The 24,328-nt window shown below is 72.2% G+C and carries 20 protein-coding genes; 9 read left to right on the plus strand and 11 right to left on the minus strand.

The genetic code is table 11. From position 1 onward, the window contains the following. The first annotated feature begins 17 nt into the window (after positions 1-17). The gene (locus IPI43_24225) at positions 18-731 is read left to right on the plus strand and encodes a single-stranded DNA-binding protein (protein ID MBK7777192.1); all 714 of its coding nucleotides are present in this window, start codon (positions 18-20) and stop codon (positions 729-731) included. On the opposite strand, the gene uvrC is transcribed toward IPI43_24225, so the two are convergent. From uvrC to IPI43_24240, 3 genes are read right to left on the minus strand one after another with little or no spacing between them, the layout of a single operon-like run. Continuing rightward, positions 708-2,666: an excinuclease ABC subunit UvrC gene (gene uvrC / locus IPI43_24230; protein ID MBK7777193.1), complete on the minus strand. Its 1,959-nt coding sequence runs from the start codon at positions 2,664-2,666 to the stop codon at positions 708-710. The genes IPI43_24225 and uvrC overlap by 24 nt on opposite strands. 46 nt (positions 2,667-2,712) lie before the next feature. After that, positions 2,713-3,369: a 5-formyltetrahydrofolate cyclo-ligase gene (locus IPI43_24235; GenBank protein ID MBK7777194.1), complete on the minus strand. Its 657-nt coding sequence runs from the start codon at positions 3,367-3,369 to the stop codon at positions 2,713-2,715. Beyond that, the gene (locus IPI43_24240; GenBank protein MBK7777195.1) at positions 3,359-3,742 is read right to left on the minus strand and encodes a cell division protein ZapA; all 384 of its coding nucleotides are present in this window, start codon (positions 3,740-3,742) and stop codon (positions 3,359-3,361) included. The genes IPI43_24235 and IPI43_24240 overlap by 11 nt, the downstream gene beginning before the upstream one ends. A 112-nt stretch (positions 3,743-3,854) precedes the next feature. On the opposite strand from IPI43_24240, the gene IPI43_24245 reads away from it, so the two are divergent. Next, a complete protein-coding gene (locus IPI43_24245) occupies positions 3,855-8,060 on the plus strand; it encodes a zinc-ribbon domain-containing protein (protein MBK7777196.1) in 4,206 nt (1,401 codons plus the stop codon). A gap of 24 nt (positions 8,061-8,084) precedes the next feature. Here the strand turns inward: IPI43_24245 and IPI43_24250 are convergent, their stop codons facing one another. The 3 genes from IPI43_24250 to IPI43_24260 all read right to left on the minus strand — a co-directional run bounded on the left by IPI43_24250 (position 8,085) and on the right by IPI43_24260 (position 10,680). After that, a complete protein-coding gene (locus IPI43_24250) occupies positions 8,085-9,305 on the minus strand; it encodes an amidohydrolase family protein (protein ID MBK7777197.1) in 1,221 nt (406 codons plus the stop codon). Between the two features lie 110 nt (positions 9,306-9,415). Beyond that, on the minus strand, positions 9,416-9,808 hold the full coding sequence (gene cdd / locus IPI43_24255) for a cytidine deaminase (protein ID MBK7777198.1): 393 nt from the start codon (positions 9,806-9,808) through the stop codon (positions 9,416-9,418). 8 nt (positions 9,809-9,816) lie between these two features. Continuing rightward, positions 9,817-10,680, minus strand: a complete 864-nt coding sequence (locus IPI43_24260) for a purine-nucleoside phosphorylase (protein MBK7777199.1) — start codon at positions 10,678-10,680, stop codon at positions 9,817-9,819. 90 nt (positions 10,681-10,770) lie between these two features. Here IPI43_24260 and IPI43_24265 point away from each other — a divergent pair, with 90 nt between their 5' ends. The 3 genes from IPI43_24265 (at position 10,771) to IPI43_24275 (ending at position 15,917) form a co-directional block, all read left to right on the plus strand. Then, the gene (locus IPI43_24265) at positions 10,771-11,493 is read left to right on the plus strand and encodes a hypothetical protein (GenBank protein ID MBK7777200.1); all 723 of its coding nucleotides are present in this window, start codon (positions 10,771-10,773) and stop codon (positions 11,491-11,493) included. Further along, positions 11,490-13,016 (plus strand): hypothetical protein, encoded by a 1,527-nt coding sequence (locus IPI43_24270; GenBank protein ID MBK7777201.1) that lies wholly within the window; start codon positions 11,490-11,492, stop codon positions 13,014-13,016. The genes IPI43_24265 and IPI43_24270 overlap by 4 nt, the downstream gene beginning before the upstream one ends. Positions 13,017-13,091: 75 nt before the next feature. Further along, complete coding sequence (locus tag IPI43_24275; GenBank protein MBK7777202.1) at positions 13,092-15,917, plus strand: protein kinase; 2,826 nt, start codon at positions 13,092-13,094, stop codon at positions 15,915-15,917. A 308-nt stretch (positions 15,918-16,225) separates the two neighbouring features. On the opposite strand, the gene trpS is transcribed toward IPI43_24275, so the two are convergent. Both trpS and IPI43_24285 read right to left on the minus strand, forming a co-directional pair. Further along, complete coding sequence (trpS, locus tag IPI43_24280; GenBank protein MBK7777203.1) at positions 16,226-17,200, minus strand: tryptophan--tRNA ligase; 975 nt, start codon at positions 17,198-17,200, stop codon at positions 16,226-16,228. A gap of 49 nt (positions 17,201-17,249) precedes the next feature. Beyond that, positions 17,250-17,798: a hypothetical protein gene (locus IPI43_24285; GenBank protein MBK7777204.1), complete on the minus strand. Its 549-nt coding sequence runs from the start codon at positions 17,796-17,798 to the stop codon at positions 17,250-17,252. A gap of 74 nt (positions 17,799-17,872) precedes the next feature. Here IPI43_24285 and IPI43_24290 point away from each other — a divergent pair, with 74 nt between their 5' ends. After that, positions 17,873-18,631 (plus strand): hypothetical protein, encoded by a 759-nt coding sequence (locus tag IPI43_24290; GenBank protein MBK7777205.1) that lies wholly within the window; start codon positions 17,873-17,875, stop codon positions 18,629-18,631. A 2-nt stretch (positions 18,632-18,633) separates the two neighbouring features. On the opposite strand, the gene IPI43_24295 is transcribed toward IPI43_24290, so the two are convergent. Both IPI43_24295 and IPI43_24300 read right to left on the minus strand, forming a co-directional pair. Continuing rightward, a complete protein-coding gene (locus IPI43_24295; GenBank protein ID MBK7777206.1) occupies positions 18,634-19,470 on the minus strand; it encodes a methyltransferase domain-containing protein in 837 nt (278 codons plus the stop codon). Between the two features lies 1 nt (position 19,471). Next, positions 19,472-19,954 (minus strand): hypothetical protein, encoded by a 483-nt coding sequence (locus tag IPI43_24300; GenBank protein MBK7777207.1) that lies wholly within the window; start codon positions 19,952-19,954, stop codon positions 19,472-19,474. 208 nt (positions 19,955-20,162) lie between these two features. Here IPI43_24300 and IPI43_24305 point away from each other — a divergent pair, with 208 nt between their 5' ends. Next, entirely contained in the window at positions 20,163-20,327 is a 165-nt protein-coding gene (locus tag IPI43_24305) for a hypothetical protein (protein MBK7777208.1), read from the plus strand. 28 nt (positions 20,328-20,355) lie between these two features. Next, positions 20,356-21,480: an IS4 family transposase gene (locus tag IPI43_24310; protein ID MBK7777209.1), complete on the plus strand. Its 1,125-nt coding sequence runs from the start codon at positions 20,356-20,358 to the stop codon at positions 21,478-21,480. Between the two features lie 299 nt (positions 21,481-21,779). Here IPI43_24310 and IPI43_24315 read toward each other — a convergent pair whose 3' ends face one another. Then, positions 21,780-22,568: a hypothetical protein gene (locus IPI43_24315; protein ID MBK7777210.1), complete on the minus strand. Its 789-nt coding sequence runs from the start codon at positions 22,566-22,568 to the stop codon at positions 21,780-21,782. A 28-nt stretch (positions 22,569-22,596) separates the two neighbouring features. On the opposite strand from IPI43_24315, the gene IPI43_24320 reads away from it, so the two are divergent. Next, entirely contained in the window at positions 22,597-23,958 is a 1,362-nt protein-coding gene (locus IPI43_24320) for a sigma-54-dependent Fis family transcriptional regulator (protein ID MBK7777211.1), read from the plus strand. Positions 23,959-24,328 lie beyond the last annotated feature (370 nt).

Consider the following 24,328-nt stretch of genomic DNA (forward strand, 5'->3'; position numbering starts at 1 on the left):
GCGACAGAGGACCACGGATGCCGACCACGCTCAAGTCGATCACGAAGAAGCTCGCCGGGCAGCTGGACACGCTCACGTTCGGGGCGCCCGTGGCGCACGTGTACAACCCGCTGGTCTATGCGTGGGCACCGCACGAGCGCTACCTGGGGCTTTACGGGCGTGGGCCGAAGCGGGTGGTGCTGGTGGGCATGAATCCCGGCCCGTTCGGCATGGGGCAGACGGGCGTGCCCTTTGGCGACGTGGGCTTCGCGCGCGACTGGCTGGGCGTGGCGGCCGAGGTGGGCAGCCCCCCGAACCCGCACCCAAAGCGCATGGTGGACGGGTTCGGGTGTACGCGCAGTGAGGTCAGCGGCACGCGCCTCTGGGGCTGGGCAGCCGAGCGCTTCGGCACGGCGGAGCGCTTCTTCGAGGAGTTCTTCGTGGTGAACTACTGCCCGCTCCTGTTCATGGAGGAGAGCGGCCGCAACCGGACGCCCGACAAGCTGCCGGCTGCGGAGCGGGCGCCGCTCGAAGCGCTGTGCGACGACGCGCTCGCCCAGATGGTGGCGCTGCTGCGGCCCGAGTGGGTGGTGGGTGTGGGCCAGTGGGCGCGCATGTCGGCGGAGCGGGCGCTCGCCGGGACCGACGTGCGCGTGGGCCAGCTGCTTCATCCGTCGCCGGCCAGCCCGGCGGCCAACCGGGGCTGGGCGCCGCAGGCGGAGGCGCAGCTACGGGAGCTGGGAATCCTCTAGGAGACCGGGCTCCGAGACACGCGTGGGCTCTGCCGCGCCGGCGTGGTCGCTCTTGGGTGACGTGGGCTCCGCGAGCTCGGAGGTCGGGGCCACGCGTTCCACCGCTGCGGCATGCGCCTGGATGGATGCCACCTGACGACGGTTTGCGCCGGCCGCCAGCAGCTCGGCTTCGCTCGCGCGCAGCACGGCGTCCACGCTGCCGAGCGTGCGCAGCAGCTTGGTGCGCGTGCCGGCGCCCACGCCCGGGATGCTGTCGAGCTCGCTCTGCAGCCGGCGCTGCGTGCCCTTCTGCTCGCGGATGCGGTTACTCGAGCGGTGCGCCTCGTCCCGCGCCAGCGCCAGCATCTGCAGCGCCGGCGTGCTGTGGATGGCGATGGGGTTCTTCTGCTCGGGGAGATAGATGCGGTCCACCAGCTTGTCGCCGCGCACGTTCTCCTTCTCCTTGGCGAGGCCCACCAGCGGGAGCCCGTCCATGCCGAGATCGCGCAGCGCCTCGAGCGCCATGCGCAGCTGCCCGCGGCCGCCGTCCACCACCAACAGGTCGGGCAGCTCCCAGGCCTCGTCGCCCGTGAGCGCGCGCTTGAAGCGGCGCGAGAGCACCTCGTAGATGGCGCCGTAGTCGTCGCCGCCGCTCACGGTCTGGAGGTGAAAGCTGCGGTAGCGGGCGCGGTCGGGCTGCCCGTCCAACAAGGCCACCACGGCCGCCACGGTGTCCTCGCCACCGCTGTGCGAGATGTCGATGCACTCGATGCGGCGCGGGAGCGTGGGCAGCCGCAGCTTCTGCTGCACGGCCAGGAGGCGCAGCTCCACGTCTTGGTCGGCGCGCTGCTTCTCGGTGAACGCGTGCTGGGCGTTCTCGCGCGCCATCTCGAGCAGGCGCACGCGCGGGCCGCGCTGTGGGAGCAGCACCTTCACCCGCGAACCGCGCCGCTCGCTGAGCACCTCGGCGAGGCCGTCCATGGCCTCGACCGCCGCGGGCAGCAGCAGCTCATCGGGGTACTCCGCGCTGTCCATGGAGTAGAATTCGCTCACGAACGAGGCCAGGAGCTCGTCGTCCGGCAGGGACACGTCGCGCAGCCCGAAGGTGCGCACGTTCACCAGCTTGCCCTCGCGGATGCGCAGCAGCGCCACCTCCGCTTGGTCGGCCACGCGATGCAGCCCCACGATGTCCTGGTCCACGCCGCTCACGCTGGTGACACGCTGCTCTTCCTGCACGCGCGACACGGCGCGCAGCTGGTCGCGGAACACCGCGGCTTGCTCGAAGTCGAGCGCGCGGGACGCCTCGCCCATGCGTCGCTCGAGGTGCTTCACCAGCTCGTCGTGGCGGCCCGACAGGAACAGGCCCACGTCGCGCACCTGCTCGAGGTACGCCTCGCGTGGCACGGGGAGCACGCAGGGGGCCGGGCAGCGCTTGATCTGATACTGCAAGCAAGGGCGCACGCGCCGCGCCAGCTCGGCGTCCGTGCACGTTCGCAGCTGAAAGTGGCGGTTCACCAAGCGCAGCGTCTGGCGCGCCGCCGTGGCCGAGTGGTAGGGCCCGTAGTACGAGGCGCCGTCCTTGCGCGGACGGCGCACCACGTCGATGCGCGGCCAGGGCGCCGCCGGGTTGATGCGCAGCGACAAGAAGTCCTTGTCGTCCTTCAGCTTCACGTTGTAGCGCGGCTGGTGCGCCTTGATGAGCTGGTTCTCGAGCAGCGCGGCTTCCTTCTCGCTGCCCGTGACGAAGGTCTCCAAGTCGATGAGCTCTTGGTCGAGGCGCGCCACGAACGCGCGGGCGTCGCTCGTGCCCGGTTGGAAGTAGCTCCGCACGCGGCTTCGCAGCGAGCGCGCCTTGCCCACGTAGAGCACCACGCGCTGCTTGCCGTAGAAGACGTAGACGCCCGGCTGCGGGGGCAGCGTCTCGAGCTTGCGCTGAACGAGGTCGTTGAGGCTCATGGTCGCTCTGCCCTGCGTGAGGCAGTGGACGCGGGACGGGTGGAGGTCAGGGGGCGACGGGGTCGGGGCGGACGACTTGCTGGTCGGTCACCACGGCGTGCAAGGGCACGTCATGGGGAAGGCACGGGGCCTCGCCCACCAGCTGGAAGTCGTAGCAGACACCACAGCGAAAGGCTGTCGGGAGTCGCACCAGCAGCCGGTCGAAGTGCCCCTTGCCGTAGCCGATGCGGTGCCCACGCAGATCCATGACCAGCCCGGGGACCAGCACCACGTCGATGGCGTCGAGCGCCACGGCAGCGGCGCCGGGGGGCGGCTCGCGCAGGCCGTAGGAGCCGTAGACGAGCCCGTCCTCGCCATCGAAGCGCGCCACCTCCAGCGTGTCGGTCTCGGGGTCCACGCGGGTCAGCGCCAGGGTGACGCCACGTTCCCGCAACCCGCTGTGCAGCACCTCGAGCGTGGGCTCGCCCTTGATGGGCAAGAAGGTCAGCACGGTGCTGGCGCGCGCGAGCTCCGGCAGCGCGAGCAGCTGCTCGGCGATGGCCAGCGAGCGCTTGCTGCGCATCTCGGCGGGCACGGACGCACGCAGCGCGCGCATCTTGTCGCGCAGCGCGCGCTTGGCCTGCTGGCGGACGTAGACGTCGAAGTCGGGGTCGTTCGCGACCAGCGCGGCGGTGTCCGGGTCCGGCGGCGCGTCAGAGGTCATCGGGCTCGTCGTCGCCCGGGGGTGGGGTGGACGGAGCCGGGTTGCGCTGCTCGGCGACCTTGGTGGCGCGCCGCGCCAGCTCCGCGTCCTCGCTGAGGCGCAGGTCGATGCGCTCGATGGCGCGGGCGATGGTGTCGCGCGCGAGGCCCTCGAGCTCGCCCCGCTGGCGCTGCGCCTCTTGCAGGTCTTCCACCAGCCCGAGCGCCACTACGGCCAGCAGCTGGGCGGGCGCGGCAGAGCGCTGCGCCTTGGGGCCCAGCTGAGCGATGCGGTCGTTGACGATGCTGGCGAGCCCCTTGAGGTGGCTCTCGTCCGCGTCGGTGCTCAGCCGATAGCGAGCACCCGCGATATCCAGTGTGACCGTACGCTTCACGCGGCAGAAGCTACTGGTGTCCCGAGATCCGGTCAACAAGAGGGATCCGCGGCTTCGCGTGGTGCCCAAAATATCCCGGACCGGCGCAACGTGATAGGCTCGCGCACTCGCCATGATCAACGTTGAGTGTCCATCTTGCTCGGCTCCGTACGAGCTCGACGAGCGCCGCTTGCCTGCAAGCGGAATGAACATGCGCTGCCCGAAGTGCGGCGAGTCCTTTCGGGTGACCAAGGATGGCGTGGGTCCATCCGCCCCCGCAGCGCCGAAGCCGCCTGCGCCACCGCCGCCTGCGCCCGCGCGCCCGCGGATTGCGCCGTCGTTCGATGGCGTGGATCTGCCGGCGCCGAAGCGTGCGGGCGGGCCCGCTGCCGACGCGGATGACCTGGGGCTGGACCTCCCTGCGCCGAAGGCCAAGCCGGGGAGCCCACTTGATCTCGGGCTGGACCTGCCCGCGCCGAAGCGGGCTGCGCCGCCGAAGGCGCCGGATGATCTCGGGCTGGATCTGCCAGCGCCGAAGCGGGCTGCGCCGCCGAAGGCGCCGGATGACCTGGGGCTGGATCTGCCAGCGCCGAAGAGGGCTGCGCCGCCGAAGGCGCCGGATGACCTGGGGCTTGATTTGCCAGCTCCGAAGAGGGCCGCGCCGCCTGGGTTGGACCTTGGGGTGGACTTGCCGGCCGCGAAGAAGGCGGCGCCGCCGAAGGCGCCGAACGACCTGGGGCTGGATCTGCCTGCGCCGAAGAAGGCCGCGGGGAGCATGGACCTGGGGCTGGATCTGCCTGCGCCGAAGAGGGCCGCGGGGGGCGTGGACCTGGGGCTGGACCTGCCTGCGCCGAAGAGGGCAGCGGGGGGTGAAGACCTGGGCCTGGATCTGCCGGCACCACGGGCGAAGACGGGCGGAGGCGGGCTGGACCTGGACCTGCCGGCACCCCGGGCGAAGAGCGGCGGAGGTGGACTCGACCTCGACCTTCCTGCACCACGGGCGAAGACGGGCGGAGGCGGGCTGGACCTGGACCTTCCTGCACCACGGGCGAAGACGGGCGGAGGCGGGCTGGACCTGGACCTTCCCGCGCCGCGCTCACCGCTGGCGGACCTGCCGGCACCGCGCTCACCGCTGGCGGACCTGCCGGCGCCGCGCTCACCGCTGGCGGACCTGCCGGCGCCGCGCTCACCGCTGGCGGATCTGCCGGCGCCGCGCTCACCGCTGGCGGACCTGCCCGCGCCAGCCGGCTCGAACCTTCCCGCGCCCAAGGCCGCTGCCCGGCCCTCTACTCCGTTCGACGCGTTCGATTCCGATCCCGCACCCGCTGGGCGTGAGTTGGCCCGTCCGAAGCCGGGCGCCGCAGACCCTCTCGGCGACTTCGGTGAGCTGGATCTGGGCAGCGCTTCGGCTGGCTTCGACAGCATCCCGCCGCCCGCTGCAGGAGCGGCGGCAGGCGCTGGCTATGGCCTCGGCAGCCTGGACCTCGGGCCGGCCCCCGCGCCGCGCGCACCCGCCGCGCCCAACTTCGGCGTGGCCGAGGAGAGCCCGCGTCGTGGCGGACCCGCAGCACTCGATCAGGGTCTGGACGCGGGGGGCATGGGCGACCTCGACGACCTCGACGAGCTGGCCTTGCCCTCGCCGCGCAGTCGCGCCTCGGCGCCCGGGGCTTCGGCCGGCGGGCTGGGCTATGGCGATGTGGATCTGGGTGGCGACGACGGCGCTGGCCTCGAGTTCGACGGACTCGCGGTCGACGATGAGACGTTCGAAGGCGAGCCAGCAGGTCCGGCGCGTGACGCGATGGTTGCTGCGGCCCGGGATCGAAAGCGCGCGCAGCAGGCTGAGCCCGCCGCCCCCTCGAAGCCTCCCTCGAAGCGTGGCTACAAGGTGCTGGGCGCGCTGGCCGTGGTGCTGCTGCTGCTCGCTGGAGGCGGTGCCGCGCTCTCCCAGACCAAGTACGGCCTGTTCGGCATGTACGCCATCGAGCCCTATCTGCCCGAGGCGGGCGATCCGGCGCGGGTGCGCGACACCATCCAGGAGGCCGAGCAGCTCGCGGCCGACGACACCTACACCGGTGCGCGCGCGTCGCTGCGCACGCTGGCCGCTTACCGCCGCACCGCGGGCCTCAGCCGCGAGCTCATGACGCGCAGCCTGCTGCACGAGTCCCTCTTCGTGGCTCGCTACGGCAACCTGGCGGACGCCAGCACGCGCGCGAGCTCCATCGCCACGCGCCTCGAGCAGCGCGGCAACGACGCCCCCGGCATCGAGCTGGCGCTGGCGGCGAACATGCTGCGGAACGGCGTGGCCAGCGCTGCCCGCGAGGGTGCGGCCCGCGCCATCGCCGTGGCGCCCACCGATCCCTACGCCGAGATCATCGCCGGCGAAGCCGCGCTGCTCGACGACGCCGCGACGGATGCCGTGGCGTCGTTCAACCGTGCGGTCGAGAAGGGCGGCGGGGCCCGGGCGCAGTGGGGCCTGGCCCGTGCCCTCTTGGCCGCGAACGACGCAGGCGCGGTGGACGCCGTGGTGGCGACGCTCGCGCAGAGCCCCCGCCACGTGGAGGCCCGCATCGCGCGCGCCAGCCACCTGGCCAGCGCGGGCGACTGGGAAGGTGCCGTGCAGCTCGCGCGCGAAGCCGGAGGCCTCGTGGCCATCGACGGGACGCGGCTCGTCGCGCCGCCGCGCATCCGGGCGAAGGCGCTCACCCTGCTCGGCCGGCTGCACCTGGCGCGTGGGCAGCGCTCACGTGCCCGCGAGATGTTCGAGCGTGCCATCGAGGCGTCGCCCGATGACGTGGAGGCGCTGGTCGGCGCCGGCAACGCGCTGCTTCACGAGGGCCGCGCGCGCGACGCGCTCACGCGCTTCACCACGCTGCTCGAGGCGTCCATCCCCGAAGAGGAGATGCCCACGCCCGTCGAAGGCGAGCGCACCTACATGGACCAAGCTCGCTTGGGCGCGGCGCAGGCGCTGCTCGCGGTGGAGCGGCCGCAGGACGCACGCACGCACCTGATGACGCTCTTCGCCAGTCACCCCGAGGACCCCGAGGTGCTCCTGTGGCTGGGCCGTGTCGCGCTCGCCACGTCCGGTCGTGACGAAGCCATCGAGCGCTTCCGTGAGGTGGTCCGTCTGGCTCCGGAGCGATACGACGGCTACATGGCGCTGGCGCAGCTCTACTTCGATGCAGACCGGGCCGATGACGCGGCGGCGGTGCTGGCCACGGCGGCCGACCACGTGCCCATGACCGCCGAGGTGCGACGCCTGCGCGGTAGTTCTCAGGTGCGCCTCGGGAACCTCGAGGTGGCCATCACCGAGTTCGAGGCGGCCATCGCGCTCGACGAGCACGACGTGGACTCCCGGTTCCAGCTGGGCGTCACGCTCCGTCGCCTCGGTCGCCTGGCCGCCGCGGACGCCGCGTTCGAAGGTGTGGCCACGCGGGATCCCAGCTACTCGGGCTTGGCGCTCGAGCGCGGGCGCGTCTTCGAGGACCGCAACATGCCGGACCGTGCGGTGGCCAGCTACGCACGCGCGCTCGAAGAAGCGCCCGATGACCTGGATCTCAAGCTGCGGCTCGGAGCCGCGCGCGCGGCCGCCGGACAGCTGGACGCGGCGGAGACCATCTTGCGCGAGGTGCTGGCGGAGCGGCCACTCTCGGCGGAGACACTGCACTTCCTCGGGCGCGTCGAGTTCGACCGCGGTCGCATTCAAGAGGCCGCGCAGCTCTTCGGCCAGGCCGTCAACAACGACCCCTCGGTGGCCACCTTCCATGCCTACCGCGGCTGGGCGGCGTTGCTGCAGAACGACCTGCCCATCGCCAACCAGTCGGCCGAAGCCGCGCTCACGCGCGAGCCCACGTTGCCGCGCGGGCTCTGGCTGCGTGGCGAGCTGCGCGTTCGGACGGGGCAGGCCCGCGAAGGGCTCGTGGACTTGATCGCCGCCGTCACGGCGCAACCCGAGATGCTCGAGGCATGGGCGTCCATGGGGCGTGCGTACGACGAGCTCGGCGACGCGCGGCAGGCCATCATCGCGTACCAGCGCGCCGTCAACGGCCGCCCGCGACAGGGGGAGTGGTGGTACCGCCTGGGTCGCCTGCAGATCGACAGCGGTGACCGCCGCGGCGGGGCCACCTCGCTCGCGCGAGCCACCGTCATCGGCGACGAGACCGTGCCCTTGCCGCCGTGGCTGCCCGCGGCGCACCGCACGCGCGCCGAGGCGCACCGTGCGCTGGGCGAGCGTGGGCCCGCCATCCAGAGCTACCGCCGCTACCTGGACTTGATGCCCAACGGCGCGCCGGACCGCGGCGAGATCGAACGGGCGCTGCTGGACCTCGGCGCCGCGAACTAGCGGAGCGGCGCCTCTCCGCCGCGCTCAGGTACGAGCCAGGAGGCGCTTCAGCTCGAGCGTGGCGTCGCCGATGACCTCGGCTTCGTCGAGGGTGCGCAGCTCGCCGCCCTCGACGAGGACTCGCCCGTGGACCAACACGTGGCGCACGTCGCTAGACTGTGCGCAGTAGACCAGGCGTGAGAGCGCGTCGCCGCCCGGGGCGTGGTGCAGCCGCGAGATGTTCACCACGGTGATGTCCGCGCGCTTGCCGATCTCGAGCGTGCCGATCTGATCGTCGAGGCCGAGCACGCGCGCGCCGTCCAGCGTGGCGAGGCGCAGAGCTTCAGCGGCTGACGTGGCGAGCGCATCCTGCTCCCGCGCACAGGACAGCAGCGCGGCCTGGCGCATCTCCGTGAACGCATCGAGGCGGTTGTTGCAGGCCGATCCGTCGGCGCCGAGGCCTACCACCAGCCCGTGCTCGCGGAACGCGCGCAGCGGAGCGATGCCGCTGCCCAGCTTCATGTTGGCGCTGGGACAGTGCACCACGCGCGTGCCCGCCCGGGCCAGCCGCTTGATCTCGGCCACGCGCAGTTGCACCCCGTGGGCCAACACGGCGCGCGGGCCGGTGATGCCGCACTCCGCGAGCGCCGCGATGTCTTCCTTGCCGAGCTGCTCACGCACCGCGCGGCGCTCCTCGGCGTGCTCGGCGGCGTGCGTGTGCATCAGCGTGTCGCTGCCCGCCACGCGCGCGCTCACGTCCCGCAGCAGCGCGTCCGAGCAGGACAGCACGAAGCGCGGCGCGTACGCGTAGCGCAGCCGGTCCTCGGCGGCGCCGTGCCAGGTGGCGCGCAGGCGGTCACTCTCGGCCACGCTCTCGCGGCGGGTCTCGCGCAGGCCACGCGGCATCCCGGCCCCGCGGTCCATCATGGCCTTGCCCGAGAAGGCGCGCATGCCCGACTCCGCCAGCACCTCGAACACCTGGTCGTGGTGCCGCACCGTGCCCATGTCGAGGATGGTGGTGGTGCCCCCTCGCAGCAGCTCGGCCACCCCGAGGCGCGCGCTGGCGCGCAGGCTGCGTGCGTCGTGAGCAGCTTCATAGGGCCAGATGCGCTCGCGCAGCCAGGGCAGCAGCGGCAGGCCATCGGCCGTGCCACGGAACAGCGTCTGGCACAGGTGCACGTGGGCCTGCACGAAGCCCGGGATGACCACGCAGCCCTCTGCCGGGAGCACACGCGAGGGCGGACCACGGTGAGCCGCGCGGCCCATGGCGAGGATGCGCGAGCCGCGCACGCGGAGATCGGTGCGCACCTCCTCGGTGCCGTGCACGGAGCACAGCGTGAGCAGCGTGCCGCCGCGGATGACGACGTCGAGCTCGCTCACTTCAGCTTCTCCGCGTCGAACGCGAAGGGCAGGAGCGCCGCCACGCTGGTGTCGAGGCGCGCGCCACCCACCGTCTCGCAGCGCACCGGGATGCTGGGCGCGAGCTCGGCCAAGACCTGCCGGCACATGCCGCAGGGGGTGCCGGGGGCTTCTCCCTGGGTGAGCACGAAGATCGCGCGGAACGCGGTGACGCCATCTGAGATGGCGCGCCCGAAGGCGCTGCGCTCGGCGCACAGGCAGAGCCCATAGCTGGCGTTCTCCACGTTGGCGCCCGCGTGGATGCGACCGCTGGTGTCCAACAGCGCGGCTCCCACCTTGTAGTGCGAGTAGGGCGCGTAGGCGTGCTCGCGGGCCAGCGCGGCGGCGTGGCGCAGCTCGGCCCAGTCGATGACGTCGCTCACGCCGCCCCCTCTGGCAGGTCGGCCAGGATGGCGCGCACCAGGGCCTCGAAGCTGCTGTGCGCGCGGCGGGCCACGCGCTCCACGTCGGCGTGGTTCAGCACCTCGTCGCTCAGCCCGGCGGCCGCGTTGGTGATGCACGACAGCCCCAGCACGCGTAGGCCGGCGTGTCGTGCCGCGATGACCTCCAGCACCGTGCTCATGCCCACCGCGTCGCCGCCCAGCGCGCGCAGCATGCGGACCTCGGCGGGCGTCTCGTATTGCGGCCCGAGCACGCCCGCGTAGACGCCCTCGGGGAGTGGCAGCGCGAGCCGGGCGGCCGCCGCGCGGGCCACCTCGCGCAGGGCGGGGTCGTAGGCCTGTCCCATGTCCGGGAAGCGTGGCCCGAGCGCGTCGTCGTTGGGCCCCAGCAGCGGCGTGCGCGCCGTCAGGTTGAGCTGGTCCGTGATCAGCATGAGGTCGCCGGGGCGCAGATCGGGCCGCACGCCGCCGGCCGCGTTGGTGACCATCAGCGTGTGCGCGCCCAGGCGCCGCATCAGCCGCACGCCGTGCGCCACCGTGGCCGGTTCATGGCCTTCGTAGAGGTGCACGCGGCCCTGCATGGCCACGCACGAGCGACCCTCGAGGCGGCCGAGCACCAGACGGCCGCGGTGCCCCACCACGGTGGACGCGGGCAACCCGGGCAGGTCCGTGTAGTCGATGGCGACCGCGTCTTCGAAGGCGTCGGCCAGCGTGCCCAGGCCCGAGCCCAGCACCAGCGCGACCTCGGGGGTGGCGCGTGGGGCCCGCTCGCGCACATGGGCGACGCAGCGGTCGAGGTCGGTTCCGCCGGCGGCCGGCGTGCTCTGCGATGGGTGGGTCACGCGTCAAGGAAACCCAGAGCGGGGGGCCGTGGTCAACCATCACGTCGCTGTGCGCGTGAATGAAGGGCGCGGGCGTCGTAGAGTGGGCGCGTGCAGACCCCCGCGCGCCCCAGCCCCCTCTTGGCCCTTCGAGGCTCCTTCGTGCTGATGCTCGCGCTGCTGAGCCTCCTGCTGGTGCCCAGCTGCTCCCGGCGGCGCGGAGGTGGCGAGGAGCAAGAGACCGCCGGCGCCGAGGCCGTGGCCGTGGCCCTCGCGCCGCGCGAGCTGGTGGGCGCGCTCGCGCTGGACCCCGAGCTGTTGCACCGCGTCCGCACGCTGACCGACGTGGAGGCGCTGTGCGTGGCGGGCAGCAACGAGCTCTGCAACGCCATCGACGAGGACTGTGACGGCCGCATCGACGAGGGCGGCTGCCCCTATCGCTCTGGCGACGTGCAGATCACCATGACCTGGAACAACGGCTCGGACATCGACCTCTTCGTGCGCGAGCCCGACGGCGACGTGCTGAGCCACCAGCGCTCCACGTCGGCCCGTGGCGGCCTCTTCGACTATGCGGGACGCGGTCAGTGCGACTCGGCCATCGAGTACCCGCGCATCGAGAACGTGTCGTGGCTGCGGGAGGAGGCCCCCGAGGGCGAGTACCAGCTGCTCCTGCACCGCTGGGGCGACTGCCTCGACCGCGCCACCGAGACCCAGGACGCCGTCAGCGTGATCCTCTCCATCAGCGTGGCCGGCGTGCGCCTCGGCACCTTCCAGGTGGAGCTCGGGCCGCAAGAGCGCTTCGAGGGGATTCGGTTCCGGATCAGCGCTCCGTGAAGCGCGCGGCGTGGTGGGCGGCCGCGCTCGCGTACGCCGGTTGCTGGCTGGTGGTCGTCGCCGCGGGGTTCGGCGCGGGCCCACCCAGCACGGTCGCGCTCGCGGTGGCGGCGTCGTTCTTTCCATACGCCGCGCTGGTGGTGGCCCACGTCGGCGACGCGCGTTCGGCTCGGGCGTGCCGCCGGGCGCTGTGGCTCACGCTGGGTCTCGGGCTGGTGCTGCTGGCCGTTCCGCCGGTGCTCAGCGACGACCTGTACCGCTACGTGTGGGATGGCCGCGTGCTGGCGGCGGGACACGACCCCTATGCGCACGCGCCCGACGCGCCCGCGCTGGCGGGGCTGCGCGACGCCCACGCGCTGCGGGTGAACCACCCCGAGCTGCCCACCATCTACCCGCCGTTGGCCATCGCGGCGTTCGCGGCGCTCTCCGGGCTGGGGCTGCTGGGGCCCAAGCTGCTGGGGCTGCTGGGGCACGCGCTGCTGGTGTTGGCCGTGGCACGGCTGACGCCGCCGGCCCGCAGCGCGCAGGCCAGCTTCGCCGTGGCGCTCAATCCGCTGCTCTTGGCCGAGGGGCCGCTGAACGGGCACATCGACGTGCTGGCGGCGGCGTGCGTGCTGCTGGCGTTGCTGGCGTGGTCGCGGCTGCCCGGTGGCACTTCCACCGTGGGCCCCGTCGTGACGACCCCACGCCCCCATCGCGCCCGCGCCGACCGCGCGGCGAGGTTCCGGGTCGGCCTGTTCGGCGCGCTGGCCATCGGGCTCAAGCTGGTGGGCTTCTTGCTGGTGCCGCTCCTGGCCGGGGCGCGCGACCGTCGCCTCCGCTGGGTGGCACCCGCGCTGTTGCTGGTGGGCGTGGCGTTGCTCGCGCCGCTGCCCTTCGCGGGGCACGCCGAGCGCGACGTGCCGAGTGGCCTCGGGCAGTACGCCACGCGCTGGCGCGGGAACGACGGGGCCTACGGCGTGCTCGAGCGGGGCATCGAGCGGGCGCTGGTGCGGCACTACGGGCTGCGCTGGGGAAAGCTGGACCTCGAGCCCGAGCCCACCTGGCTGAGACAGCTCGCGCGCCTCGGCGTGGACCCGCGCGCGGGGCTCCTCGGGCCCAAGAAAGAGCCCCCGCCGCCCACGCTGGTGGAGCCCTCTGTGCTGGCCCGGCCCCTGGCGCGCGCGTGCGTCGTGCTGCTGCTGCTGCTGGTCGTGCTGAGCGTAGTGGTGCGTCCGGTCCCGCCCGCGCTCGCGCTCCGGCGCATCGTTCTCGCGGCCCTGCTGCTCACCCCGCAGCTGCACCCCTGGTACCTGGCGCTGCTGGTGCCGCTCGAGCTCGTCACCGGGCGCGTGGCGGGGCTGGCCTTCGCAGCAGCGGTCTACGTGGCCTACGTGCCCCTCGACGCCTGGGCCGTCACGCGAACGTGGCAGGTGGATTCGGGCGCCCTCGGCGCCATGCACCTCCTCGTGCTGGGCGTGTGGATCGCCGAGCGGGTGCTCGCGCGCTCCGCGACCCGGGGACCCGAATTGCGCGAACGTTGACGCACGCGCGCGCTTTCCCGTAAATTTGCCGCTGATTTTGCGGCCACCGCTTTCACGGCCGAGTCAGGACCACGCGTGACCGATCTCTCCCTGCCCCCCGGAATTGCCACCCGCTTCACGGCGCAGTCGCTGCTGCACCGAGGCCGGATGGGCGCAGCCTATCGGGCGCGTTCCGCGGCGGGCGCCGAGGGGGTGCTGCGCTTGCTCGACACCTCGCTCTCTCGCTCGGCCACCGACCGCATGCGCCTCGCGCGCGGGCTCGACAAGCTCATGACCGTGGCGCACCCGGGCTTGGCCGTGCCCAGCGAGCACGGCGAGGACGGCGGTCAGCTCTGGTTCTTCCGCCCGTTCGTCGAGGGCGTCAGCCTGGCCGAGCGGCTGGCGCAGGGGCCCATGGCCATGGATCAGGCGCTCAGCGTGGGCGGCCAGGTGGCCGATGCGCTGCATGCCCTGCACCGCGCGGGGCTCTTGCACCGTGACCTCTGCCCGGAGCGCATCCTGCTGCAGCCAGACGGTCGCGCGGTGATCGTGGACGCCACGGTGGCCGCGCCGGTGGACGATGACCACGAGCGCATCTTCGGGACCGCGCCGTTCGTGTCGCCCGAGGAGGTGGAGGGCAAGCCCACCAGCTTCCGCAGCGACCTCTATGCGCTGGGCGCCATCCTCTATGCATCGCTCTCGGGCGAGCCGCCCTTCGATGGCCCCACGGCCGCGGTCTTCAAGGCGCACCTGAGCGATCCCCCTCCGCCGTTGGGCATGGACCTCAACGCGGAGGTGCGCGGCCTGCTGGACCAGCTGCTGGACAAGGAGCCGCGCCGCCGGCCGTTCTCCGCGCAAAAGGTGGCCAAGACGCTGGTGTCCTACGTGCCGCCCGCCCTGCGTGTGGCGGAAGGTCCCGCCGGTGCACCCAGCGCAGCGCGGCCTCCGGTGACGGCGCCCGCCGTGGCGGCACCCGTGGCTGCTCCGCGACCGGCCGCTGGGCCGCCACCGCGCTCGCCCAAGGCCACATTGCTCGGCGTGCCGGCCATCATGCCCCCTGCGGCTGCCCCCGCGCCGGCCGCCACGGCGCCGGCCGAGCCCACCACCGCGCGCCAGCCCAGCATCCCGCCGCCGGTGCCCAGCGGTCCCAGCTCGGGCCGACTACCGAAGCGCACCATGGTGGGGATGCCCGCGCCCAGCGTGGAGAGCACCTCCGGCTTCCGCGATGACGCCACCCAGCAGATCCAGCTCGAGCAGATCGTCGAGGCCCGCGAGCTGCGTGGGCAGGCGCCGGGCACCGCGCCCACGGCTCCGCTCGGCACCTCCACGGCCACCAAGAGCCGCATCGACACCACGCAGCAGATTGGCTTCGAGCAGATCGTGGAGGTGCGTCCGAGCCGCCTCCCGCCGCCCACTCCGCCGGCCGCGCCGCCGCTGTTCGAGCGCACCGCCACGGACTTTCCCGCACCCGCACCCGAGTTGACCGGCTTCGAAGAAGAGCCGACGTCCATGTTCGATGGTCACCTCGCGGGCGCGCCACCCGTCGCCGCACCGGCGCCGCTCTTCGAGGCGTCGCCGTCCATCCTGGTCACGCCGCCCGTCGAGACGCCGCCGGTCACTGGGCCCACGGGCTTCGAGGACGACGAGCCCACCCGCATGTTCGACGGCCACGAGCCGCCCACCACCGAGATGACGCTGCCCCCGGTGGATGACGCCGACGTGGCGGACGACGAGGAAGCCGAGGACGAGCCCACCGCGATGTTCAGCTCGTCGGACCTCGGGCACACGGTGGAGGACGCGGCGCCCGCGGGACTCGCGGCGCCCATCATCGCGTTCGATCCCCCCCCGCAGGCAGCCGCGCCCGTGACCGCGCCGCTGGGCGCCATGCCCACCGCGCCTCCCGCGCGCATCAGCGCGCCGCCACCCCTGGCGGGGCGGGTCAGCGCGCCGCCTCCGCTGGCCGCGGCTGTGGCCCCTGCGCCGCTTGCCCCACCACCCGCCGTCTTCGCTCCCCCCGCCAACTTCCCAGCGGCTGCACCGGCCGTGGCCTCGGACGCGCCGCCCAGCGCCGCTTCGGCAGCCGACGTGGCGCCCATCGCGGCCCAACCGGTCAGCGCCGCGCAGCCCAAGCGCTCGGGGCTCAAGATGGCCCTCATCGCGGCTGTCCTGCTGGGCGTCACGGGCGCCTGCATCGTGGGCATCTGGCTCGCGCTTCCGACCGACGACGACACCGCGGGGTCACCGCCGGCCACCATCGCGGGCACTGGCACCCTCACCGCGCCGACGCCGGCGCCCCTGCTCGACGCAGGGACCGTGGCGTTGTTGCCACCCGACTTGGGTCCCCCCGACCTGGGTCCGCCGGACCTCGGTCCGCCCGACTTGGGCCCGCCGGATCTCGGCCCGCCCGACCTGGGCCCGCCGGATCTCGGCCCGCCCGACGCGGGTCCCATGGACGACGTGGCATTCATGAACGGCCCGCGTCCGCGTGGCCGTGCCGAGCGCGCGCGCTGGCTGGCCCTGCGTCGCGCCGCCGCGGCCAGCAGCATGATGAGCGCCGCCCGCCCGGCCGCCGCAAACGCCAGCGCGTCGTCGGGCATTCAAGAGCGAGCGCGCGCAGCCACGGCCGCCGGCAACCACGCCGAGGCCACGCAGCTCTACGAGCAGCTCACGCGCTCGTCGCCTTCGAACGCGGGCGCTTGGTTCGCCCTTGGTCAGTCGCGCATGCGTCAGCGCAACGGGCGCGGCGCCGCAGCGGCCCTCGAGCGAGCCACGCAGCTGTCTCCGCGCAACGCCAACTACTGGGCCACCCTCGGCACGGCGCGCCGCAACTCGGGTGACGCAGGGGGCGCGCGCTCGGCCTTCCAGCAAGCGCTGCGCTTCGATCCCACCAACGCGACCGCGCTGCGCGGCCTCGGCCAGTAGGCGAGCCAGAGGCGAGTCATCGGAGACCGAGCGCGTGTCCGAGTGGCAAGCCTCAGCTCGTTGCGCCCACACCGCGCCGGGCAGAGGGGGGGCCCGGACGCGGCGGGGCGGCCCCCCCCCGCCCCCCCCCCCGCCCCCGCCCCGCCCCGCCCCGCCGCCCCGCCGCCCGCCCCCCCGGCCGCCCCCGCGGGGGGGGGGGGGGGGGCCCCCCCCCGGCCCCGGCCCCGGCCCCGGCCCCGGCCCCGGCCCCGGCCCCGGCCCCGCCCCCCCCCCCCGCCCCCGCCCCCGCCCCCCCCCCCCCCCCCCCCTCAGCGCGCGTGCCCGATGCCCACGGCGTCTCGCACGCGGCGCATGGTCTCGCGGGCGTGCACGCGCGCGCGCTCGGCGCCGGCCGCCAGCAGCTCGTCCAGCTTGGCCTCGTCGGCGCGCAGCGCGTTGTAGTGCTCACGCTTGGGCCCGAGCTCCGCGTCGATGGCCTCGAACAGCATCTGCTTCGCGTCGCCCCAGCCGAAGCCACCGGCCGCCAAGCGCTCGGCCAGCACCGCTGCGTCCTTGGGCGACAGCTGCAGCAGCAGCTCGTACACCGTGGAACCCACAGCGGTCTTGGGCTCCTCGAGGGACTCCGAGGTGGTCTTGATCTTCATGACCATCTTGCGCAGCGCCTTCTCGTCCGCGAAGAGCGGCAGCGTGTTGCCGCGGCTCTTGCTCATCTTCTCGCCGTCCGTGCCGGGCACCAGCGGCCCCTCCGCGATCACCGCTTCGGGCACCACCAGCGTGCCCTCGCCGTAGACATGGTTGATGCGCAGCGCCACGTCGCGGCACAGCTCGAGGTGCTGCTTCTGGTCCTTGCCCACGGGCACCACGTGCGTGTCGTACAGCAAGATGTCCGCGGCCATGAGCACCGGGTAGTAGAACACGCCCGCGTTGGGCTTCTCGCCGCCCTTCTCGAGGGCGTCCTTGTAGGCGTGACCGCGCTCCAGCTGCCCGGTGCCCAGCTGGCAGCTGAGGATCCACGCCAGCTCGAACACCTCGGGGATGGCCGACTGCCGGAAGAGGATGGTCTCGTTCGGGTCCAGCCCCGACGCCAGCCACGTGGCGGCCACGTCGTACACGTACGTGTGGAGCGCCTTCGGGTCGCTCACCGTGGTGACCGCGTGGTAGTCCGCGATGAAGTAGAGCGAGCGGTAGCCGCGCGCGAGCTCGAGGGCAGGGCGAATGGCGCCCAGGTAGTTCCCGAGGTGCGGCGTGTTGGTCGGCTTGATGCCGGTGAGCGAGGTTTTCACCGGCGGAGTCTATCCCGGCTCGGCACGCAGACAAGCGCGCGAGCGTGGGTCAGGCGCCGAGGCCCGTGGCGCCAGCGGTCTCGCGCGAAGCCTCCGCCTCTGGCGCGTCGGTCACGGCTTCGCCGTCGCTCGGAGCGGCCTCGTCGGTGCTCTCGGTGGGCAGCAGGTGCGGCGGGATCTCCAGCAGCGTCCCGTTGCCCTCGCGCACGGTCTCTTCGACCAGGATGTAGCCGCCCGTCACGCGCTCCCACTCCTGCGCCACGATGGTGTCGGCGATCATCATGGTGCTCTGGTCGTACCAGCTGATGTGCACCACGGAGGTCGCGTTCTCCTGCTCCTCACCGCTCACCTGCACGTCCAGGATGTCCATGTCGGCGATCTGGATGTCGCGTCCCCAGCGATGGTGGCGCAGCCGGAAGTCGCCGCGGCGGGCGGGTGTGACGCGCAGCTGCGCCAGATCCATGCGGTTCCAGCGCGTCTCGTCGTTGTATCCCACCACGGCGTCGCGCAGCTTCTCCTCGGAGCCCACGTTCTGGAAGATGCAGCCCGAGGCGAGCACGAACGCGAGGAGCGGGAGGGGGCGAAGGAGGCGGCGCATGCCCGGACGCTAGGGAACGCGCGCCAGGGAAGCAAGATTTCGGCAGCCCAAGGGGTACACTCCCAGGTACCGCCATGCGTCGCACACCCCACTTCCTTCTATTGGTCGCCGCGCTGCTCGCCCTCTTCGCCCGGGACGCGGACGCGCTGTGCGTGGCCACGCGCACCACGGCCATCCTGGTGACGCCGCTGGATGTGCCCGTCGCGGCCGACGGATCGCTGCTGGCGGGCATCCAATACGGGTTCGATGCTGGCGGGCTGCCGGCCAGCTACGGCAGCGCGGGGGAGTTCACCCTGCCGCCGCTCGCGCTGGTGCAACGGACGCGCCGGGTGCCCGTGACGCAGCACCCCATTCCGGGCGGCCTGATCCGGCTCGCCTGGGCGACCCCGCCGCCTCCCGGGGTGTACGCCCTCGAGGGCTTCGCTGGGCCCGGTGAGACCCCACCTTCGGTCACCATTGGAGGCGTGCTGCCACCTCCACCCGCTGCGCCCGTGCTCACGAGCGTCACGCACCAAGAGCGCCACCAGGCCTACGAGGGCCCGCGTGGCGCCGGCCGGTGGACCCAATGGCAGACCCGCGTGGAGCTGGGGCAGGCGTTGCCCGACCTGGCGGAGTTCCTGGTGGTGCGCACGGTGGGGTCCACCGTCGGCCTCCAGTTCTTCGATGCGCGCTTCGGCACCACGCTGGAAGACAGCGGCACGCTCGGTGGCCGCTGCGAACCCGGCTTCGTCGAGGGTCGTGGCCGGGTGGCCGTGCGCGCGCAGGTGGAGGCCTACGTCATCGACCACTTCGGCCGCGTGTCGCCCCCGAGCGCGCCCGTCCGAGTGCGTTGAGCTCAGCGCTCGCCGCGGCGCGCCAGCACGAACACCGAGTCGTCCAGCACCACCACCGGGCGCTTCGACGAGCCACGACACAAGTAGGGAGCCCGTGAGAGCGAGCACACCTCGAGGCCCAGCGGCTCGAAGCACAGCTCGGCGAGGGTGCGCGCGGCGTGCTCGAACGAGCGGTCGTCGAGCGGCAAGCGCTCGTCGGGTTCCAGCGTGAGCGGGCCCACGTGCACGTGCGGGGAGAGCGGCAGCGGCACGGCGAGCAAGAGCCGGCCACGCGGCGCCAGCAGCTCACGCAGGCGCTCCAGCAGGGTGAGCGGCCGCGCGCTGCGGTCCAGCACGTTGAGCATGGCGATGACGTCGAACGGCCCCGGCTCGGGCAGCGCCTGCGTGGCCAGGTCCAGCTCGTGGCAGCGGAAGCCCCGCTCGCGCAGGCGCGCGGCCATCTTGGGCGAGAGCTCGGTGGTGACCACGCTGCTCATGTCCACCATCGCGCCCGTCAGCTCGGCCGTGACGTGACCATCCCCGGCGCCCACGTCCAGCAAGCGCCCGTGCAGCCGGTCCCCCAGCAGCGTGCGCCACTGCGCGCTGCCGAGCACGCGCATGTCGTGCGTGCCCAGCAGCCCGTTGGCGTCGTAGTCGCTCATCAGCTTGCTGAGGGCCCCCCGCGCCGCCATGGCCCAGCCGCCGTGCGGGTGCTCGAGGGCGTGGTCGATCCACGCGCGCGTCGCCGGGTCTGCGTCCAGCCACTGCGCACGCGACGAAAGCGCCGGGCCCAGGCGCTCGGGGTCCATCCCATAGCGCAGCGTGACCCCGCGATAAGCCGTGGCACCCGGACTCAGCATCTCAGTTGAGCGTGTGCTGGCCCGAGCGGCGCCGGCGCGTGCCGCCGAAGATGGCCCCCCAGCCCTCGCGGTAGGCCGGCGTGGACACCTGCGCCGGGCCGCCGCCCACCGTGCTGGGCTCTCCCGAGGGCAGCGCAGGGGCCGCAGGCTCGGCCGCCTCGGTGCGCGCGGGGGCCTCACCCGGCACGCGGTAGAGCGTCTGCGCATCGAACAGCTGCGGGCTGTCGGCGCGCGGCCGGAGCGCCACCACCTCACCGCCGGGGGTCAGCGCCTTGCCCTCTTCGAGCGGACGCATCTCGCCCACGTGCAGCTCCTCGCCGCGCTTGCGCAGCACGCGGAAGGCGCCGTCTTCGCTCTGGCCGTGCACCAGCACCACGTCGTCGGTCTTGGCGGGGGCGGCGGGCGACGGCGCCTCGACACGGACAGGGGCGGCCCGGCTCACGGTCGTGGCGGAGGTCCTGCGCTTGCGCGACGCGTCGGTCACCCCGGACTCATAGCAGCCACGCGACGAACACGCGAGAGCTGTCTCAGGGGCGGGGTCATGGGGCACCCCCGGCTGGAAGCCTGATGATCCTACACATCTTGCTAGGGGGCCGAATCGGCTTGCTGCAAGGCACTATGGCCACCCGGGTTGAAACCTGTCCAGTCCGTCTGAAAGCCCGGGGCGGCGGTGAGTCGCGTGTTCAGAGGAGATGGACGACGCGACGACGTGGGCAGACGAAGAGTTTGGTGGAGCGGACCTCGGTGACGTTAGGCGGACCCGACGTTTGGTTCGCGTGGCAGCACGGGTCGCTCAGGCGCCCGGCGGGACGCGGCGACGACTGAGGCCAAGAAGGTGCGCCCCGAGGCGCTGCTAGCCGCTACCGCGTCGTCGACAGCCCGTCGATGCGGGGCGGCGCGGGCCTGGTGCTGGGCTCGGCTCGATTGACCCAACGCCGGACTAAAGTCGTCAATGCCGTGGCAGTGGCTCCGAACGACAAGTTCGAGGGCGTGCTGGACGTGAAGTTCTGGGCGCGTGGGGCAAGCAAGTCAAAGCAGAGTCGCTACCTTCGTCGGCGAAGCCGGGACACGGAGATGCGGCACTGGAGCGCAGCCGTGAAGAGCGTTAGCAAGGTGCTCAAGGCCCACGCGCCGAAGGTCCGGCCGTGGTTCGTGATGGACCGCGAGGCCGATGAATCCGCCTTGCTGAGGCAACTGAGCAAGGCGGGGACGTGGTTCACGATTCGGGCCGCGCAAGACCGCGTGGCCCGATGGCGTAAGAAGCCGACGAAGCTGTTCTCGGCTGCAAGCGCCGCGAAGCTCATGGGCCGACGCGTTCTGCACATCCCGCGAACGCCGCAACGCGCTGCTCGAGCTGCCAAGGTCACCATTCGAGCCACGTCGCTGAGGCTGATGCTTCCAACGTACGCAGCTCGGGACGAACGGATCGCGCTCGATGTTGGTGTCGTCGAAGTCCGTGAGGTGGGAACCGTTTCCAATCCCATTCACTGGGTGCTGCTCACGAATCGCCCTGTGACGACGCTCGCAGAAGCCGACCGCGTCATCGACAGCTATCGAGCCCGCTGGCGCATCGAGGAGTTTCATCGGACCTGGAAGTCGGGCGGGTGTGACGCTCAGAACATTCATCTTCGGAGCGCGAACGGGATTCGAAAATGGTCCATCCTGCTCGCAGCCGTGGCTGCACGAACTGAGCACATCAAGCGACTGGCTCGCACCCAACCCGCGGAGCCCGCGACCTGTGAGCTAACCGAAATCGAGATCCGAGCTCTCATCTTCGCCAAGCGACTCATCAAGAACACCGTCGAGGAGGTGCCCGATGGCATCCCCACGATGCGAACAGCCGTGCGATGGATCGCGGACATCGGTGGCTGGTCAGGGCAGTACGCCAAGTACGAACCCGGCTCGACAAGCATCTCGCGCGGGCTCGATGAGCTGTCCCGCTACACCAAGATGTTCACTGCACTCGCCGAAAACCCCGAACTCGCCGCAGAGTTCTTGAAGAAGCGATGAGTGGACAGGGTTGAAACCCGGGGCAGCATCCCGGGCCTGGATCAATTGCGGAAGTCCGCCCCCTGCCGGGCGCGGACTGCGTTGTTCAAGGTCGGATGGGTCTCGAGTTCTGCGTCATCCGCGCCTTTGCGCTCAGCCGCAGTCCTGCTTGGAACTGCCCAGTCCGGGCCCGCCAGGGGCTGGACTTCCGCGCCGGTCAGGGCGGGGGATGCTGCCCCGGCTTTCAAGCCGGGGTGCCCAAAGAACCTTGCAGCAAGGCGAAACCGTCCACTCGCGAGATGGGTGGAATCTTCAGCACCTCAGCGCGGGATGCCCTGGAAGTACATGCCGCGCCCCCCGTGCGGGAACTCGTAAGTGCCGTAGTCCCACGCGTAGCCCGCTCCGAAGGGCTCCACCATGGCGAACAGCTCGCGCTCGTTGTAGACGCGCAGCGTGCTGACCAACCCGTCCCACGTGCTCACGGCCAGCGCGATGGGGGTGAGCCACGTCCAGAACATCTTCTGGCCGCGCTGCTTCGGCGAGCGCAGCGGGTTCTGGTACAGCACGCGCACCCCGGATGCCGCAAACGGCAGGAAGCCGCGCGGGTCACGCTCGAAGCCCTCGAGGATCAGGATGGGCGCGCGGTCCGTCACGGCGGCGCGCAGGATGGCGGTGCCCAGCGCCGGCGGGAAGTGATGGAAGGCGTTCCAGATGACGCGCGCGCGCTTGGCCGAGATCTCGGGCGGGATGTTGGTGGCGTCCACCGGTGTGGCCACGAAGTCGATGGACCCGGGCCGCCGCTCGCGCGCCGCGCTCCACGCCTCGATGCGCGGGAAGAGGTCCGTCTCCAAGATGTGGGGCGGGCGCTTGCCCTCGGCCTGCATCTCGCGGCACAGGATCTCGGCGGGGCCGCCCGCGCCGGCGCACAGGTCCAGGATGGCGTCGTAGCCCGCCGTCTCGAGGAAGCTCTCCACCACCGGGATGGTGGCGCGCACCACGCCGGCCTCGTCCAGCACTTGGCTGAGCGTCTCGATGACGGTGTCACGCAGCGACTCGGGGGTGCGGGCGTGGTCGTTGAACTCGAAGAGCTGGAGGCGCGGGAGAGCCATACCGCAGTCTACGCTGGTACAGTGCGCCATGCCTAACGCCTGCGTGCTCGTCGTGGACGACGAGAAGAACATCCTGTCGACGCTCTCGCGGGCGCTCCGCATCGAGGACTTCGACGTGGACGTGGCGGGCAACGCCACCATCGCCATCGAGAAGGTGGCCACCAAGGCCTATGACGTGCTGCTGGTGGACGTGAACATGCCCGGCATGGACGGCATCGCCATGCTGGACAAGCTGCGCGCCGACGGGAACAACGTGCCCGTGATCGTCATGAGCGGGCACGGCAGCATCGACACCGCCGTAGCGGCCACGCGCGCGGGCGCGCACGACTACCTCGAGAAGCCCATCAGCACGGACCGCCTGCTGCTCTCGCTCTCGCGCTGCCTCGACTACCAGCGCCTGGCCACCGAGAACAAGGCGCTGCTGGCCAAGGTGGACGCGGGCGCAGGCCTCTTGGGGGACAGCCCGGCCATGCACGCGCTGCGTGAGCGCATCGCCCTCGCGGCCAGCGCCAACGCCCCGGTGCTGGTCACGGGGGAGCGCGGCACGGGCAAGGAGCTGGTGGCGCGCGCCATCCATCTGGGCAGCAAGCGCTCGTCGCTGCCGCTCGAGAAGCTCAACTGCGCGGCGGTGCCCAAGGAGCTCATCGAGAGCGAGCTGTTCGGCCACGAGGCGGGCTCGTTCACGGGCGCCACCAAGCAGCGCCGCGGCAAGTTCGAGCGCGCGCACCGCGGCACGCTGTTCCTGGACGAAGTGGGCGACATGCCCGAGGCCATGCAGGCCAAGCTGCTGCGCGTGCTGCAAGAGGGCGAGCTCGAGCGCGTGGGCGGCAGCGAGCTGCTCAAGATCGACGTGCGCGTGGTGGCCGCCACCAACAAGACGCTCAGCGCCGAGATCGAAGAGGGGCGCTTCCGGGCCGACCTCTTCGACCGCCTGAACGTGGTGCCGCTGCGCGTGCCCCCGCTGCGCGAGCGGCGTCAGGACATCCCCACGCTGGTCACGCACTTCCTGCACCAGAGCGCGCTGGCCAACGACCGCCCGGGCAAGTCCATCTCGGCGGGCGCGCTCGCCTTGCTCGAGCAGTACGACTACCCCGGCAACGTGCGCGAGCTTCGCAACCTGGTGGAGCGCCTGGTGATCCTCACGCCCAGCGACGACATCCGCGAGTCCGACGCGCGCGCGCTCTTGCCCATCGCCGAGGGCGGCCGCGTGGCCGGCAGCTACTTCCGCCCCGACGCCACGCTGCGCGACATGATCGAGGAGGCCGAGCGCGACCTCGTGATCCGCGCGCTCGAGCACCACGACGGGCACATCACCAACACGGCGGCGGGGTTGGGGTTGGAGCGCAGCCACCTCTACAAGAAGATGAAGGCGCTGGACATCAAGCGGTGAGGGTTGTGGGCCGCCACATTGTTCCCACAGTGCTTACATGAAAGACAGGGCAGCGAAGGAAGGCGAGGCTTTCGAGCGAGTCAAGACCGCCCTGCAGGCAGCGTTCGCAGAGCCTCGCGAGAACTATCACCCGCTGACACTCCAGCGAATTCGAGCGCAGGCCATGCAGGGTGAGTGGGCACCCACGGCTGAAGCCTGATGATCCTACACATCTGGTCAGCTTGCCGATTCACCTTGCTGCAAGGTTCCATTGGCACCCACGGCTCGCCGGGGCAGCAACCAGGCCTGGCGATCTGAAAGTCCCTCGGGCGGACTGAGCGAGGAAGTTGAGGCCGTCTACCAGGTTCTCGGCTAGTCCGCCTTCGGGCGG

This window comes from Sandaracinaceae bacterium (assembly GCA_016706685.1).
Taxonomy (GTDB): Bacteria; Myxococcota_A; Polyangia; order Polyangiales; family Houyiibacteriaceae; genus JADJJE01.